The sequence below is a fragment of the Ruminococcus flavefaciens genome, assembly GCF_900116855.1.
Classification (GTDB): domain Bacteria; phylum Bacillota; class Clostridia; order Oscillospirales; family Ruminococcaceae; genus Ruminococcus; species Ruminococcus flavefaciens_R.
This window is the reverse complement of sequence record NZ_UETD01000007.1, coordinates 128,591-142,465: the sequence shown is the minus strand read 5'-3', so window position 1 is coordinate 142,465 and position 13,875 is coordinate 128,591. Positions and strand designations below refer to the sequence as shown.

Sequence of the window (13,875 nt, the reverse complement as noted above, 5' to 3'; positions counted from 1 at the left end):
GTTATTTGGAATAGTCTCTTGCGCCGAAGAGCCCTGTGCCTATGCGCACCAGTGTTGAGCCGTATCTTATTGCTTCGGCGTAATCGTGGGTCATGCCCATGGAGAGGGTATCCATTCCCTCATATTCCGAGGATACACTGTCATAGAGCTCCTTCATCCTTCCGAGGAATAAATCACTGTCGGAAGGGGGCGGGATCGTCATGAGACCTCTTATCCTTATGCCCTCAAGCTCTCTGAGTTCCTCTATAAGCTGTTTCAGTTCCGCAGGAGCGATGCCGCTCTTGGAGTCCTCTCCCCCTATATTTACTTCGCAGAGGATATCCATGACCCTGCCGTTCTTAACGGCGAGGCGGCTGATCTCCTGTCCCAGCCTGAGGCTGTCCACGGACTGTATCATGCTTACGCTATTTATAATGTATTTTACCTTGTTTGTCTGAAGATGACCGATGAACTGCACCTCAGCCGACTTGTCATATGCATCGGCTTTTGAGAGGTATTCCTGCACCCTGTTCTCGCCCAGAAGGTCCAGCCCAAGCTTTACTGCGTGGTTGACGGCTTCTGGAGCCACTGTCTTTGTGACAGCCATAATGCGGATATTGTCGTCGGGACTGCGGTATTTTTCCTTAGCCTCGGCACATCTCTCTCTTATTATGCGCAGATTCTCGTCGATATAAGCGAGATCGTTACTGTTCGTCATCTTTATCGACCTCCTCGATCATGATATCGTCATACAGTGCAAGATAGTCGGGATCGTTGGTGCTTTCCGAAAGCACATAATCGCTTCCCTCATATATGACCTTGATCTTTTTGAATAGGACCTGCTCGCCCTCGCGTATGTAGACGCCCTTGCAGGTGGAGGTCTTCGTCTGTTCATTGCCCTGTTCGTCGGTAACTGTCTCGGTGACGTCCTTGAAGCGTATAGCCTCACGGGGCACCTTCAGTCCCGTATGCTCACCCTTTATGAGCTCAACTCTCTCTGTTCTGTGCTGGACAAGATCGTAATTGAACTTGTCACAGAAGATGATGATGACGCTCTTATCAGCCTTTTCATCGCGGATATCGGTTATCTGTGCAGGATAGGACTCCGCAGCGGAGTCGAACCTGAGCTTCACATATTCGCCGACAGCGTACTCCTTTCGGGAGTTGTCCGCAACGATGGCAAGGTACCAGCCGTAGCCGTCGATGAGCTTGCCCACAACATTGGGCGCTGTGGACTTTCTGTCCTCAGCCTCCTCGATATCAGATGAAGTTATCTTATCGAGGGACGCGGTGGTCAGCTTGTCCTCATAGCCGTCGCAGTAGCTGGCGAAATACGCCGAGCGCGGAGCCTGGATCTGCTCTTTTGATACGACAGACCTTGCGTCAAGCTTGGTTATCTCGGACTGGATATCCGAGATCTTCTGGCTGAAATCCTGTACCTCATTGGTAATGATCTGGTATGTACTGAGCTGTACAAGGAGGTCGTCCTTGACAGTTTCCAGCTCATCGTAATCGCCCATATCCCTGTAATAGATAAGGCTTCGGTAGCTTGTATCGATATTCTCCGACAAGCTTGCAGGCTGAGCGGATTCAAGTGTACCGGGATTCTGTATCTTTTTCAGGATATTAAGTTCTTTTTCCAGCTTAGCCTTTTCGCGCTTGATGCTCAGCTGTTCGTCATCGGGATAGGCTTCCGCGATAATGGTATCGCTTCCCACCTTGCCGCCGTCTGCGACATTGTAGCTGAGGACGCCGTTTCCGCTGTAAAGGACGATCTCCTCGTCCCTGATGAACAAGCCCTTGTACTCCTTTGAGGAGACCGCAGATGCTGTCAGGGCAGTGACCGTATCACTTTCCTTGTTGCGGAAATTATAGACTATGCTGACAAAAACTATCAGAAGCAGCACCAGCACCACATTTCGCAGTGTCTTTACAAGGAAGCTGCCTTCCGACTTGGTAAAGCGCATTCAGATCACCCTTAATCGTTTTTCTCGGAAGCGTCGAGGATAGATACTGCTCTTGCAGGAATGATCGTTGAGATAGCGTGCTTGTAAACGAGCTGCTGCTTTCCGTCGCAGTCAAAGATGGCAACGTAGCTGTCGAAGCCTCTTACCATTCCCTTGAACTGGAAGCCGTTGGTGAGGATGATAGTCACCATGATCTTGTCTTTTCTGCACTGATTGAGGAACACGTCCTGCAGATTGATTGTTTTGTTCATACACATTCTCCTTTTTTATTTGTTTGCGTTGCGAAATCTGTGGGTAAAATGTTTTTCCAAATGTACCGCATAGAAATACACACAGTACATTATATCACATTTCCTTGTATTTGGCTATAGTTTTTTTGCATTTTTCTAATATTTCATTCTTTTTATCAAATCCGTCAAGCATTATCCACTCAATACGGTCATTCCGCCTGAACCATGTGAGCTGACGCTTGGCGTATCTCCGCGTTTCCTGCTTGATAGTGGCAATGCAGTCCGCAAGGTCGGTCTCTCCCTCGAAGTACGGGATAAGCTCCTTATAGCCAATGGCGTTGGCGGCGGTCTTCATGCCGCTCTCCTGCCAGAGGGCGCGTGCTTCCTCCACAAGACCTGCCTTTACCATCTCGTCCACGCGCAGATTTATGCGGTCATAGAGGGTCTGCCTGTCGGTGTAGCCCAGTCCGATAATAAGGGACTCATAGGGACTTTCCACTGTCCTGCTCTCTTTTTTCAGCTCGCTGAATTTCCGTCCCGTAACATGACAGACCTCCATAGCGCGGACCACTCTCACCAGATTATTCGGGTGGATGCCCTCGGCTGCTTCGGGGTCAAGCTCCGCAAGACGGGCGTGGAGAGCTTCGTTGCCCTGCTCCTTTGCAAAGGCGCAGAGCTCCGCGCGGTAAGCCTCATCGCTGCCGCCCTCGGAGAACTGAACATTCTCCAGCAGAGAGTCCACATAGAGACCCGTTCCGCCCACGATAATTGGCAGCTTCCCCCGTGAGAGTATATCCACTATCTTCTCATTTGCCAGCTTCACATAATCGGCTGCACTGAAGCTCTCTCCCCTGTCAAGGAAGTCCATGAGGTGGTGGGGGATACCCTGTTTTTCGGCTTCTGTGGGCTTTGCGGAGGCTATGTCCATGCCCTTGTATATCTGCATGGAATCGGCGGAGATGACCTCTCCGCCGTATATCTTCGCCAGCTCAACGCCCAGCCATGTCTTGCCCGATGCCGTAGGTCCGACCACCGCCAGCACAAAGGGCTTTTTATTTTTTTCGTTCATTATCGACTTCTCCAGATCGTATGTGGTTTATAATTTTCTCATTCCGCCGTTTTCTCATTCTGCCTGCAACAAGCAGTGTCACGATCAGAATTATGATCAGCATGATCCCCAGCGTTATCGAAACAACGATCAATGTCAGCGGCGCTTCTAAAAGCCTGAATTCAAGGCTGCTGCCGTCAGCATAGATGTCGTATCCGGATACCGTAAAAAAGAATGTCTTTGTCAGTGCTTTCTCCGTGACTCCGACAACATTGCCGTCATTATCGCAGTAAGCGATTTTTATACTGCGATAGTTCCTGAAAAGATTCTTGCTGCTTATTTTAAATTGGTATGATACATATTTCCATCGATCGTCAGGTGATAGAGCTGCGCCCTGAAATTCAGCACAGCTATGTCTAAGAAGCAGACTTGTGTAGCCATTTTTGTCATATTTCGCAAGTCCGCAGTCCTTGCCGACTCCAAGAAGTGCGCCGTTTTCCTCATTGAAGTCAATGGCATATTTATCGTGCAATCTGTCCTTTACGAGTATGTCCGCAAACACTGTTCCATCAGGTACCTCTCCGAACTCCACCCTCAGACGATCGGGTTCATGTTTCCGTGCAAAGGCATCGATACCGCCGAAAATGCACATAAAAGCCATACAATATACCGCAATTAGTGCTTTGATTACCCGTTTCATAGTATATTTTACTCTTCACTCTTTGACGTCTTTGCATTTTTGCTCTTTTTAACTGCGATGATGATGGCTGCTATAAAGAGGATACCTCCCAGTATTGCAGGCAGCACAACTCCCCAGAAGAAGGGCAGCTTTATGTGCGTATCAAGTTCCACCTTGCTGCCGTCCGCCTTTATGGTGTACTCAGGTCTGCCGAACAGGGCACTTTTCACCTCAGCCTCATCGGTGATACCGAGGATATTGCCGTCTTTATCGCAGTAAGCAACCTTTATATGGTGAATATGATCAAATATGTCATCATCTCCGCTCATCATTCCGAGACAGCTGTGCTTGTCCGAGACCTCGGGAGACATCTCATGATCTTCCAGTAAAGCCAGTCCCGTCCTCAGGATCATACTTGCATAGCCGTCCTCGTTATACTTTGCGAGTTCGCAGTTTTCATCAAGTTCCAGTGTAGGCGCAAAAGATACATTGACAGCTCCATCAGGGTACCTGTGCCAGTCTTCCTTAACAAGTATATCCGCAAACTCAGTTCCCGCAGGAACCTCGCCGAACTTTATTTTAAGATGAGATGAATCGACAGCATATCCGTCGATGTAGTTCCAGACGCTGAATATTCCCAGACCGATCGCCAGCAATAACGGGATAATAACTTTTACTGCTTTTTTCATATTGTTCTCCTTATGTTCTTTTGAATTGGTGTGAAATATTGCTCTTTGTCATGGTAAACATCACGGGTCTGCCGTGGGGACAGTGTCGTATGCGCTCGTCGAAGTAGACCTGCTCCGCCAGTGATTGCAGCTCCTCAAGGCTGTTCTTGTCGTTGCCCTTTATTGCCGATTTGCAGGCAACTGTGTGGAGCATATCGTCCAGAATATGGGACTGCGGGTCATGACTGTAAAGGCGCAGGTTATTTGCTATCTCTGAGATTATGTCCTCCATGTCCAGCTCCATGATGAAAGTGGGCACAGCCGTTGCCACAACGCATGGCTTCTCGGAGAAATCAAAGGTAAATCCCAAGTCCGCAAGGAGCTCCTGATTTGTTTCGAGGGCGCTGAACTCGTCCCCTGTGAGCAGAACTTTGACCCCCGTAAGGAGCTGCTGGCTGTACTGGCGGCAGTTGCGGCTTTTCAGGCGCTCAAAGATTATGCGCTCATGAGCGGCGTGCTTGTCTATCATTATCATGGTATCGTCGCCCAGCTCCGCGATGACGTAAAGTCCGAAAGCCTCGCCAATGACGCGTATCTTCGGCTTTTCTTTCCACACAGACTCCTCGGGAGCCTTCTCCTCAACAGTCTGCTGTACGGGAGCTGCGGTGAACGCCTGCTGTGTGATGTAGCTGAATCCCTCCACGGGCTTGGGCGGTTCCACAGGCTCGGGTACTCTCTCGGGCTCCCTTACGGGCTCGGGAGCTGTAACGCTCACGGGAGCAGCAGTCTCCGCAGGCTTCTCATAGACGGGAGCGGTGTACTGCACAGGCTCGGGTCTGTCGTAGGCAGGGCTGGCAGTTATATCCGCCGTGTAGGGCTGCTCCTCAGCCGCATTATGCTCCGCCTTTGGAGCCGTATAAACTGGAGCGGAAGTCTCCGCCATTTTCTGCTCTGTCTCCTCTATCTTGTCAACGGGAGTGAACATGAACTCCTGCTGCTTCATCTCCTCCTGCTCGGGAGCGGCTTTTGTCCAGTCAGCATGAGGCTTCAGCTCGAACTCGTAAATGAGACCGTCCTTCATCATGGCGTTCTTCACCGCGAAGTAGATGGCGTCGGAGACGGACTTCTCGTTGGTGAAGCGCACCTCAGCCTTTGTGGGGTGGATATTAACGTCCATAGCGCTGGGAGCCAGATCCACAAGCAGAACGCAGGCAGGGAATTTTCCCGTCATTATCATGTTGGTGTAGGCGTTTTCCAGAGCTGCGGAGCAGAGACGTGAACGGACGTATCTGCCGTTTACGAAGAAGTTCTGGAAGGCGCGGTTGTTCTTGGAGTAAAGGGGCTTTATGACGTATCCGCCAACCTTTACGCCCTCGTACTCATAGTCCACGGGAATGAGGTCACGGGCAAAGTCTCTGCCGTAGACCGCATATACAGCCGAAAACAGCTCTCCGTCGCCGCTGGAGTTGAATTCCGTGCGGTTGTCGCGGATAAAGCGGAAGGCTATATCGGGGTGGGACATGGTTATCTTCTGGAGGATATTGCTGACTGCATTTGCCTCGGTGACGTCCTTTTTCATGAACTTGCGCCTTGCAGGCACGTTATAGAAAAGGTCGCGGATAATTACCGTAGTACCGTCGGGACAGCCGCTCTCCTCGTGGGACTTCTCCACGCTTCCCTCGATGGTGTAGAGAGTTCCGTACATCTCCTCCCGCTGCTTGGTCATTATCTCCACACGGGCGACTGCCGCAACGGAGGCAAGGGCTTCACCTCGGAAACCCAGAGTGATGATATTGTCAAGGTCCTCTTTTTCTCTTATCTTGCTGGTGGCATGACGAAGAAACGCCTTTGGGACGTCCCCGAAGGACATTCCGCAGCCGTCATCGGTGACGCGCATATAGGTAGTTCCGCCGTTTTTTATCTCCACAGTGATATGCCTTGCACCCGAGTCTATGGAGTTCTCCACAAGCTCCTTTATTACCGACGAGGGACGCTCGATGACCTCGCCTGCGGCGATAAGCTCTGATATTTCCTTGCTAAGGACGTTGATAGGGGGCATTGTTTACTTCCTTTCCGAATTGCAGCAGCTCAGACCAGCTTTACCCTTTTGGGGGTGAGAATGACTCCGCCGTATTCGATATGCTCGGCGGTGTAATCGGCTGTGTCCATGCGTCCGAACTGCTTTTCCGATACGATGGCGAATGGACAGGCACTTGGAGCAGCACCGTCCCTGATATCCATTTCGGTGGTGATACCCTCGCCCAGCTCCAGCTCGGTCTGCATTGTGCGGGCCTTGGGGAGTATCCACAGCTTGGCAGCTATTGCTTTCAGCTTCTCGACTGCTTCCTTTTTGTAGGTATCTCCCTCAACGTGAACCTCCTCCTGAGGTATCAGCAGAGTAAAGATATATTCTCCGCGGATGGGCTCCTCATTCATGATGAAGCCGCGTACCTCGGAAAATCCGTCATATTCAAAGCGCATCTGCTTGTAATCGTTGGAAGCGTCCTCGTCATAGCCCAGCTCGAAGTCCTCCTCCAGCTTTTTCTGGTTCCAGTCCATAATGTCCTCCATGGACTCGTTTTCGTAGCCTTTAAGTCCGCCTTTGAATTCAAGCCCTGCGTGCTTGATATAAGCGGTAAGCTCCTTCATATTGTCAAAATCCAGCTCTGCGCGGCTGAATTCCATTGTCATTGAAAAGTATGCAGGCATAATTGTCACCTCAGATTTAATTCATAATTCATAATGCATAATGCATAATTACATTTTCTTTATAACAAAGAAATTAAAAAACAGGCGGCTTTACAGGCAGCTCTGAAAAAACAAGCTTGCAGGTCTCACAGTACCATGCTTCATTTTCCTCTGAAAGCTTAGCTTCATTACGTTTCATTTTTCCAATATCCTTTTCGTCAGTCCATACAAGGTCTGACGCAGCAATTGGATTAAGCAGGCTCGCCTTAGACCTTATCCTGCCTTTTTGCATCTTGTTTCCACAATATCTGCACTCCATGCCGTTCCCTCTTTCTTACGGGCGGATAGTATCCGTCCCCTACTGTATAGCCTTCAGCATATCTCTGAGGAGCTCGCGGCACTCGCCGTCGGTGAGCTCGTCGATATTGGTCTTTTCCAGCATTTCCAGAGCCGCTTCCCTGCCCAGACTGCCGAAGCTTATCTGTCCCGACTCCTCGCGGACCGCCGCAGGGCGCTCGCTCTCGTGAGCCTTTTCCATCTCCTCAAGGAGCTCCTTTGCCCTTGCGACTACCTTTGAGGGCAGTCCTGCCAGCTTTGCAACGTCAACGCCGTAGCTCTCGTCAACTCCGCCGCGGACTATCTTTCTCAGGAAGCGTATTGTGCCGCCGTGCTTGTTTACGGCGATGCTGTAGTTCTTCACGCCCTCCAGCTCGTTCTCCAGACCTATGAGCTCGTGGTAGTGGGTGGCGAAAAGTGTCTTGCAGCCCAGTTTCTTGGAGTTGCAGATGTACTCCGCAACTGCACGGGCAATGCTTACGCCGTCAAAGGTGGAGGTTCCTCTGCCCACCTCGTCAAGGATAACAAGACTGTCCTTGGTGGCGTTTTTCAGTATATCCGAGACTTCGCTCATCTCCACCATGAATGTGGACTGACCTGCGGTAAGGTCGTCCGAGGCCCCCACACGGGTGAATATCTTGTCCACCACGGATATCTTGGCAGAATCCGCAGGCACGAAGCTGCCTATCTGCGCCATGAGGACAATGAGAGCTGCCTGACGCATATATGTGGATTTACCCGACATATTGGGTCCCGTGATGATGGACATACGGTCAGCCTTGTTGTCTATGTAAAGGTCGTTTGGCACAAACATCTCATCGGTGAGCATGAGCTCCACGACGGGGTGTCTGCCTGCCTTTATGTCGATAGCGCCGTCAATGGCGATATCGGGCTTGACGTACTGATTACGCAGGGCGACGTCTGCAAAGGAACAGAGAACGTCCACCGAGGCAACTGCCGAGGCTGTGCGCTGGACAGCTTCCAGCTTGGTGGCGAGGAAGTCCCGTACCTCCGCAAAAATATCCGCCTCCAGCGAGAGAGCCTTGTCCTTGGCACCAAGAATGGCGTTTTCCGCGTTTTTCAGCTCCTCGGTGATGAAGCGCTCGGCGTTGGCGAGGGTCTGCTTGCGTATCCAGCCCTCGGGGATAAGGTCATAGTAGGAACGTGTCACCTCCAGATAGTAGCCGAACACGCGGTTGAAGCCTATTTTCAGATTCTTTATGCCTGTGGCTTCCTTCTCGCGCTGCTCTATCTCGTCGATGATGCTCCTGCCGTTGTTCATTATGTGGCGGAGCTCGTCAAGCTCCTTGTTGAAGCCCTCCTTGATGACACCGCCGTCCTTTACGGAGATAGGCGGCTCGTCCATGATGGCATTTTCCACAAGATTAACAAGCTCGTCAAGGGTGGAGATCTCACTGTTGTACTTTGCCAGCAGCTTTGAGTCGCTGAGCTTTTCCAGCTCCTGCTTTATCAGCGGAAGCTGCTGTGCTGTAGCGGAAAGTGACTTCAGGTCGCGTGGGTTTGCGCTCTTGTACATGACCTTGGTCATAAGGCGCTCAAGGTCGTACACTCTGTCCAGCAGGTCAGTAAGGTCTGCCAGCACCACGCTCTTGCGGTAGAGGGACTCCACCGCGTCAAGTCTCTCGATTATCCTTGCAGGGCTTTTAAGGGGCTGCTCTATCCAGTTTTTCAGCAGTCTCCTGCCCATTGAGGTCTTTGTGGAGTCCAGCACCCACAGCAGCGAGCCCTTTTTCTCCTTGCTTCGCAGGGTCTCGGTGAGCTCCAGATTGCGCCTTGCATTGAGGTCAAGCCCCATGAAAGCGTCGCCGCTGAGGAGCTTCAGCTCCGTAAATCTCGATACCGAGGACTTCTGTGTATCATTGATATAGTCGAAAAGTCCGCATACCGCCGCACAGTCCGCTCCGTCCTCGCTTATCCCCAGCTCTGTCACGGACTTTACGCCGAATACGGCTGCGGTCATGTCCCTTCTTGCGGAAGGAGTGAAGCATATGGTATCGCGGAGAGTAACAGCGCAGCTGAGCCTTACCTTCACGAACTCCGCAGCACTTTTCAGCGACAGGAAGTTCTGTGGAAAGATTATCTCCGCAGGCTGACAGCGGGAGAGCTCGTTGATGACGCCTGCCTCAAGGTCCTTGCCCTCGAAGAAGCTCAGTGCCGCTTCACCTGTGGAAAGGTCCGCAGAAGCCACGCCGCAGGTCTTTTCCTCCTCATCGTAGTATATGCTGCAAATGTAGTTGTTGCTGCCGTCATCAAGCATACTGCTCTCGGTAAGGGTACCGGGAGTAACTACGCGGATAACGTCGCGGACTACAATACCCTTGGTCTCGGCAGGGTCGGTGAGCTGCTCGCAGACAGCCACCTTGAAGCCCATGTCGATGAGCCTCTTTATGTACATATCCGCCGCATGATAGGGGACTCCGCACATTGGAGCCCTCTCCTCCAGACCGCAGTCCCTGCCCGTCAGGGTAAGCTCCAGAGCCTTTGACACCACAACAGCGTCGTCAAAGAACATCTCGTAGAAGTCGCCGAGACGGAAGAACAGCACGCAGTCCTGATACTTGTCCTTGACCTCGAAGTACTGCTGCATCATGGGGGATATTTTACTTCTGTCGATTTCCATTGGTTTTGCTCCTTTACACAGGTTTATAGAATTATTATTTCGGGGCAGCTGCGGCGGTATTTAATTCGCCTCCGCAGACCTGCCCGCGGCTTTTTTATCAGTGGCAGCCTGCACATGAAGCGCAGCTTCCCGAGCAGCCTGCCTCTGGTATCTGGCAGGTATCGGGGTCCTCACCGTTTGCGCAGAGCTGGATTATCTGCTGCATATTTGTGACCAGCTTCTCAAGAGCCTGCTGAGCGCCTGAGAACACCATCATTCTGGGGTTGCTCATTACCTTCTTGTAGACAGCCTTCAGCTCTGAATCAAGAGCCTTTATCTCGTCGGAGTCGGGCTCCTCTGAGCTCATGGCAGTACCAAGATTTATGCGGAGGTCCTCAAAGTGAGCGATGTCCTCCTGAAGCTCTGCATCATTGTCGTTAGCCTGCTTTGCCAGCATATAAGCTGTGTATCTGTCATCCTGCTGGAGAGCCTTTCCCAGCTCTCTTGTCATTTCCATAATATCCATTTCTTTTTTTCTCCTTAAAATTGATTATATCAGGCAGTTGCCTGCCGTTTTGCATTTGTACAGCGCTATCAGCCCATATAGTCGAGATAGAGTCCCTCTTTTTCATCAATGGTACCGTCAGAATGGCAGAACCATGAAGTCACGCCTGTTTCGTAATCCGACTGGTAAGCGGACACATGATCCATGTACTTTATACCCTTTTCCTCCAGAACAGTGTCATAGGAGGGGGTATTCTCGTCCAGTGTGAACTCATAGTTATCCACCGACTTCACGGTGCCGTTGTCCCATTCAAGGTACTCTATATCAGCCGCACCCATGTGTCCCCAGATCATAACGAGCCTTCCTGTATTCTCGTCATATCCGAAGGCGGTATGACCGCCGCCGATAAGTCCGCAGTCCTTTATATTGCCCTCGCTGTCAAGAGTGAAAACATTTACCTGATAGTCCGCCTCGCAGGTGCCGCGCTTGAATATAAGCTCGGGTATTCCGTCAACATCAAGATCACGGAAAGCAAATTCTATGCTTGCGAGGCCGTCATTTTCAGACGCTACCCTGTCAAACTCGGACTTTATGAAGCCCTCATAAATAGCAGGGTACATATCCATCAGTCCCCCTGCGAAAACATTTCCGCCGGGCTCTGTAGTTGTCTCGGCTGCCGTTGTCACCTCTGCTGTGGTCGCCTCGGCAGTTGTCTCTGCGGTTTCTGTAGTTTCAGCGGCAGCAGTGGTCTCCGCAGCTGCTGCAGTCCCGGGCTCCTTTGCCGATGAGCTGTCAGCCTCGGGTTTTCCGCAGCCTGCCAGCACAACTGCTGTCAGGCATAACATAGCAAGTATCTTTTTCATATTATTCTCCTGAAAGTTTTCGTTTTATTCGTAAGACAAAGGGCACCGACGGGCAGCGGTCAGGCTTCCCAGCCAAAAAATTCAAAGCCGAAACCGTCTTTTTCCTCAGTCTTGCCGGTATTGGGATCAATGTATGAAGACTTTATATCGTCACCCTTTCCGACTATGCTGACATAGGGAAGGTATTTGCAGCCGCCCTCTGCCATAACGTCCTTGGTGACCGTATTCTCATCGCGGTCGAATTCAACAGAGTCATCAATGCCGACGCTGCCGTCGGACAGGACGAAATGATGGATACCGATATAATCGTCCATTTCGTATATAAGCGCAAGATCGCCTGCGTCGCTCGTACAGCCCCATGCAGCGGGATCGGGACCGAAATAGCCTACCTCCTGTGCCTCACCGTTCTCATCGCAGGTATACATTCCCAGATTGCCTTCGATCTTTTCTCCCATGTATTCTTCGTCATAGCTCAGCACAAGCTCGGGAACGCCGTCTGCGTCCATATCATAGAGAGCATATGAAACTCTGATCTCGCCGGTCTGATAATCTGCGAGCATATCATATTTATCCTGTATCATATTCTTGTAAGTCTCGGGGTACATAGTCTCTCTGTCCCCTGCGGACGTGCTGTTCTCCGGCTCTGTAGTTGTCTCCGCCTCGGTCGTCACCTCTGCTGTGGTCGCCTCGGCAGTCGCCTCTGCTGCCGTAGTCTCGGCGGCAGTGGCAGTCTCAGTCTTCTTTCCGGACGAGCCCCCCGACTCGTTCTTTCCGCAGCCTGCAAGCAGTACTGCTGCAAGACATGATAATGCGATCACTCTTTTCATAATGAAACCTCCTGTTTATCCCTTTATTTTTCCTGTGACAGCCCAGTTCATAGAGCCTGTTATCTCCACGTCCACGAACTGTCCAATGAGGGAGCTGTCCCCCTCAAATTCAACAATGATGAACTCACTGCTCTTGCCTGTGAGCCAGCCTTTCTTTTTCTTGGCTGTATCGTCCGCAAGGACTCTCATGGTCCTTCCCACAAAGCGCTTATAATGCTCTGTGGACACCTCTCTCTGAACCTCCAGCAGCTTTCTCATGCGCCTGCCCTTTTCCTCCTCGGAGGTTCCGTCAGCCATAGCGGCTGCGGGAGTGCCCGAGCGCTTTGAGTAGATGAAGGAGTAGATATTATCGTACTTCACACGCCTTACTATATCGAGGGTGCCTTGGAAGTCCTCATCGGACTCATCGGGAAATCCCACGATAAGATCGGTGGTAAGTGAAAAATCAGGGTCTCGGCTGCGGATCATGTCCACTATCTCCATGTACTTTTCCACGGTATAGCGGCGGTTCATGCGCCTGAGCACCTCGCTGCTGCCGCTCTGGACAGGCAGGTGCAGGTGCTTTGCCACCTTTTCGCAGTCGAAAATGGCGTCAATGAGCTCCTTTGAAGCGTCCTTGGGGTGTGAGGACATAAAGCGTATCCAGAAATCCCCCTCGATATCGTTGAGACGGCGCAGGAGCTTGGGGAAGTCCACATCGTCCTCAAGGTCCCTGCCGTAGGAATTGACGTTCTGTCCGAGGAGCATTATCTCCTTGTATCCGCTCTTGACCAGCTGACAGACCTCAGTCACTATATCCTCGAGACGGCGGCTGCGCTCCCGTCCGCGGACATGGGGCACTATGCAGTAGGTGCAGAAGTTGTTGCAGCCGAACATTATTGGCACCGAAGCCTTGAAGCTGCTGTCGCGGACCTGCTCCACCACCTCGGAGAAGTCATCGTACTCGCTTATATCCGCCGAGAACTTGGCTCCGTTCAGAGCCTCCAGCAGCAGCCTCGGCAGGGCGCTTATGGCAGAGGTGCCCAGAACGATATCCACCTGCGGATAGGACTTCTTTATCTTTTCCGCGATGTGGCTCTGAGCGGTCATGCAGCCTGCAATGCCGATAATGAGCGAGGGCTTCAGCTCCTTCAGCTTCTTCATGCTGCCCACGATGCCGAAAACTCTGTCCTCGGCACTCTCGCGGACGGCGCAGGTGTTGAGCATTATCAGGTCAGCCTCGTGCTCGTCCTCGGTAAAGGAGTAGCCCATCTGCCTGAGCAGTCCCTTTATCTTTTCTCCGTCGGAGACATTCAGCTGACAGCCGAAGCTCCTGATGTATGCTTTCGGCGATTTTTCGCCGATGATCCTCTTTATTTCGCTGATAGCCGCGGTATTGTCCTTCAATTCGCAGACCATCTCCTTCCGTGAAAATCCTTTAATGAATTATTATACCATATTTTCAGGAACTTTTCAAGTGCGCAGC

14 protein-coding genes are annotated in these 13,875 nt (G+C 51.5%); all 14 read right to left on the bottom strand.

The features are described 5' to 3' along the window. Position 1: 1 nt before the first annotated feature. The gene (locus DSZ37_RS08685; protein WP_109726511.1) at positions 2-697 is read right to left on the bottom strand and encodes a YggS family pyridoxal phosphate-dependent enzyme; all 696 of its coding nucleotides are present in this window, start codon (positions 695-697) and stop codon (positions 2-4) included. Beyond that, complete coding sequence (locus DSZ37_RS08680; protein WP_109726510.1) at positions 684-1,946, bottom strand: HlyD family efflux transporter periplasmic adaptor subunit; 1,263 nt, start codon at positions 1,944-1,946, stop codon at positions 684-686. Before DSZ37_RS08680 ends, DSZ37_RS08685 begins: the two co-directional genes overlap by 14 nt. 11 nt (positions 1,947-1,957) lie before the next feature. After that, positions 1,958-2,197, bottom strand: a complete 240-nt coding sequence (hfq, locus tag DSZ37_RS08675) for an RNA chaperone Hfq (protein WP_019679069.1) — start codon at positions 2,195-2,197, stop codon at positions 1,958-1,960. Between the two features lie 94 nt (positions 2,198-2,291). Next, positions 2,292-3,245 carry a tRNA (adenosine(37)-N6)-dimethylallyltransferase MiaA gene (gene miaA, locus DSZ37_RS08670; RefSeq protein WP_109726509.1) on the bottom strand — a complete coding sequence of 318 codons (954 nt, stop codon included), beginning with the start codon at positions 3,243-3,245 and terminating at the stop codon, positions 2,292-2,294. Then, entirely contained in the window at positions 3,229-3,924 is a 696-nt protein-coding gene (locus tag DSZ37_RS08665) for a hypothetical protein (protein WP_109726508.1), read from the bottom strand. The genes miaA and DSZ37_RS08665 overlap by 17 nt, the downstream gene beginning before the upstream one ends. 8 nt (positions 3,925-3,932) lie before the next feature. Next, a complete protein-coding gene (locus tag DSZ37_RS08660) occupies positions 3,933-4,592 on the bottom strand; it encodes a hypothetical protein (RefSeq protein ID WP_109726507.1) in 660 nt (219 codons plus the stop codon). 10 nt (positions 4,593-4,602) lie between these two features. Further along, on the bottom strand, positions 4,603-6,630 hold the full coding sequence (gene mutL / locus DSZ37_RS08655) for a DNA mismatch repair endonuclease MutL (protein WP_109726506.1): 2,028 nt from the start codon (positions 6,628-6,630) through the stop codon (positions 4,603-4,605). Between the two features lie 29 nt (positions 6,631-6,659). Then, positions 6,660-7,280, bottom strand: a complete 621-nt coding sequence (locus DSZ37_RS08650; protein ID WP_109726505.1) for a hypothetical protein — start codon at positions 7,278-7,280, stop codon at positions 6,660-6,662. 73 nt (positions 7,281-7,353) lie between these two features. After that, a complete protein-coding gene (locus tag DSZ37_RS08645) occupies positions 7,354-7,578 on the bottom strand; it encodes a PF20097 family protein (RefSeq protein WP_024861647.1) in 225 nt (74 codons plus the stop codon). Between the two features lie 39 nt (positions 7,579-7,617). Further along, positions 7,618-10,236 (bottom strand): DNA mismatch repair protein MutS, encoded by a 2,619-nt coding sequence (gene mutS / locus DSZ37_RS08640; protein ID WP_109726504.1) that lies wholly within the window; start codon positions 10,234-10,236, stop codon positions 7,618-7,620. A gap of 97 nt (positions 10,237-10,333) precedes the next feature. Next, positions 10,334-10,741 (bottom strand): YlbF family regulator, encoded by a 408-nt coding sequence (locus tag DSZ37_RS08635; RefSeq protein WP_028519577.1) that lies wholly within the window; start codon positions 10,739-10,741, stop codon positions 10,334-10,336. A gap of 68 nt (positions 10,742-10,809) precedes the next feature. Beyond that, positions 10,810-11,583, bottom strand: coding sequence for a hypothetical protein (locus DSZ37_RS08630; RefSeq protein ID WP_109726503.1), 774 nt, complete (start codon positions 11,581-11,583; stop codon positions 10,810-10,812). Positions 11,584-11,642: 59 nt separating this feature from the next. Further along, a complete protein-coding gene (locus DSZ37_RS17700) occupies positions 11,643-12,410 on the bottom strand; it encodes a hypothetical protein (protein WP_109726502.1) in 768 nt (255 codons plus the stop codon). Between the two features lie 15 nt (positions 12,411-12,425). Then, positions 12,426-13,796 carry a tRNA (N6-isopentenyl adenosine(37)-C2)-methylthiotransferase MiaB gene (gene miaB / locus DSZ37_RS08620; protein ID WP_109726501.1) on the bottom strand — a complete coding sequence of 457 codons (1,371 nt, stop codon included), beginning with the start codon at positions 13,794-13,796 and terminating at the stop codon, positions 12,426-12,428. Positions 13,797-13,875: the final 79 nt, after the last annotated feature.

Coding starts and splice junctions, on each gene's coding strand:
- DSZ37_RS17700 (WP_109726502.1), bottom strand. CDS start 12,410: ATGAAAAGAGTGATCGCATTATCATGTCTTGCAGCAGTACTGCTTGCA.
- DSZ37_RS08680 (WP_109726510.1), bottom strand. CDS start 1,946: ATGCGCTTTACCAAGTCGGAAGGCAGCTTCCTTGTAAAGACACTGCGA.
- miaA (WP_109726509.1), bottom strand. CDS start 3,245: ATGAACGAAAAAAATAAAAAGCCCTTTGTGCTGGCGGTGGTCGGACCT.
- mutL (WP_109726506.1), bottom strand. CDS start 6,630: ATGCCCCCTATCAACGTCCTTAGCAAGGAAATATCAGAGCTTATCGCC.
- hfq (WP_019679069.1), bottom strand. CDS start 2,197: ATGAACAAAACAATCAATCTGCAGGACGTGTTCCTCAATCAGTGCAGA.
- mutS (WP_109726504.1), bottom strand. CDS start 10,236: ATGGAAATCGACAGAAGTAAAATATCCCCCATGATGCAGCAGTACTTC.
- DSZ37_RS08665 (WP_109726508.1), bottom strand. CDS start 3,924: ATGAAACGGGTAATCAAAGCACTAATTGCGGTATATTGTATGGCTTTT.
- DSZ37_RS08685 (WP_109726511.1), bottom strand. CDS start 697: ATGACGAACAGTAACGATCTCGCTTATATCGACGAGAATCTGCGCATA.
- DSZ37_RS08630 (WP_109726503.1), bottom strand. CDS start 11,583: ATGAAAAAGATACTTGCTATGTTATGCCTGACAGCAGTTGTGCTGGCA.
- DSZ37_RS08660 (WP_109726507.1), bottom strand. CDS start 4,592: ATGAAAAAAGCAGTAAAAGTTATTATCCCGTTATTGCTGGCGATCGGT.
- DSZ37_RS08645 (WP_024861647.1), bottom strand. CDS start 7,578: ATGGAGTGCAGATATTGTGGAAACAAGATGCAAAAAGGCAGGATAAGG.
- DSZ37_RS08650 (WP_109726505.1), bottom strand. CDS start 7,280: ATGCCTGCATACTTTTCAATGACAATGGAATTCAGCCGCGCAGAGCTG.
- DSZ37_RS08635 (WP_028519577.1), bottom strand. CDS start 10,741: ATGGATATTATGGAAATGACAAGAGAGCTGGGAAAGGCTCTCCAGCAG.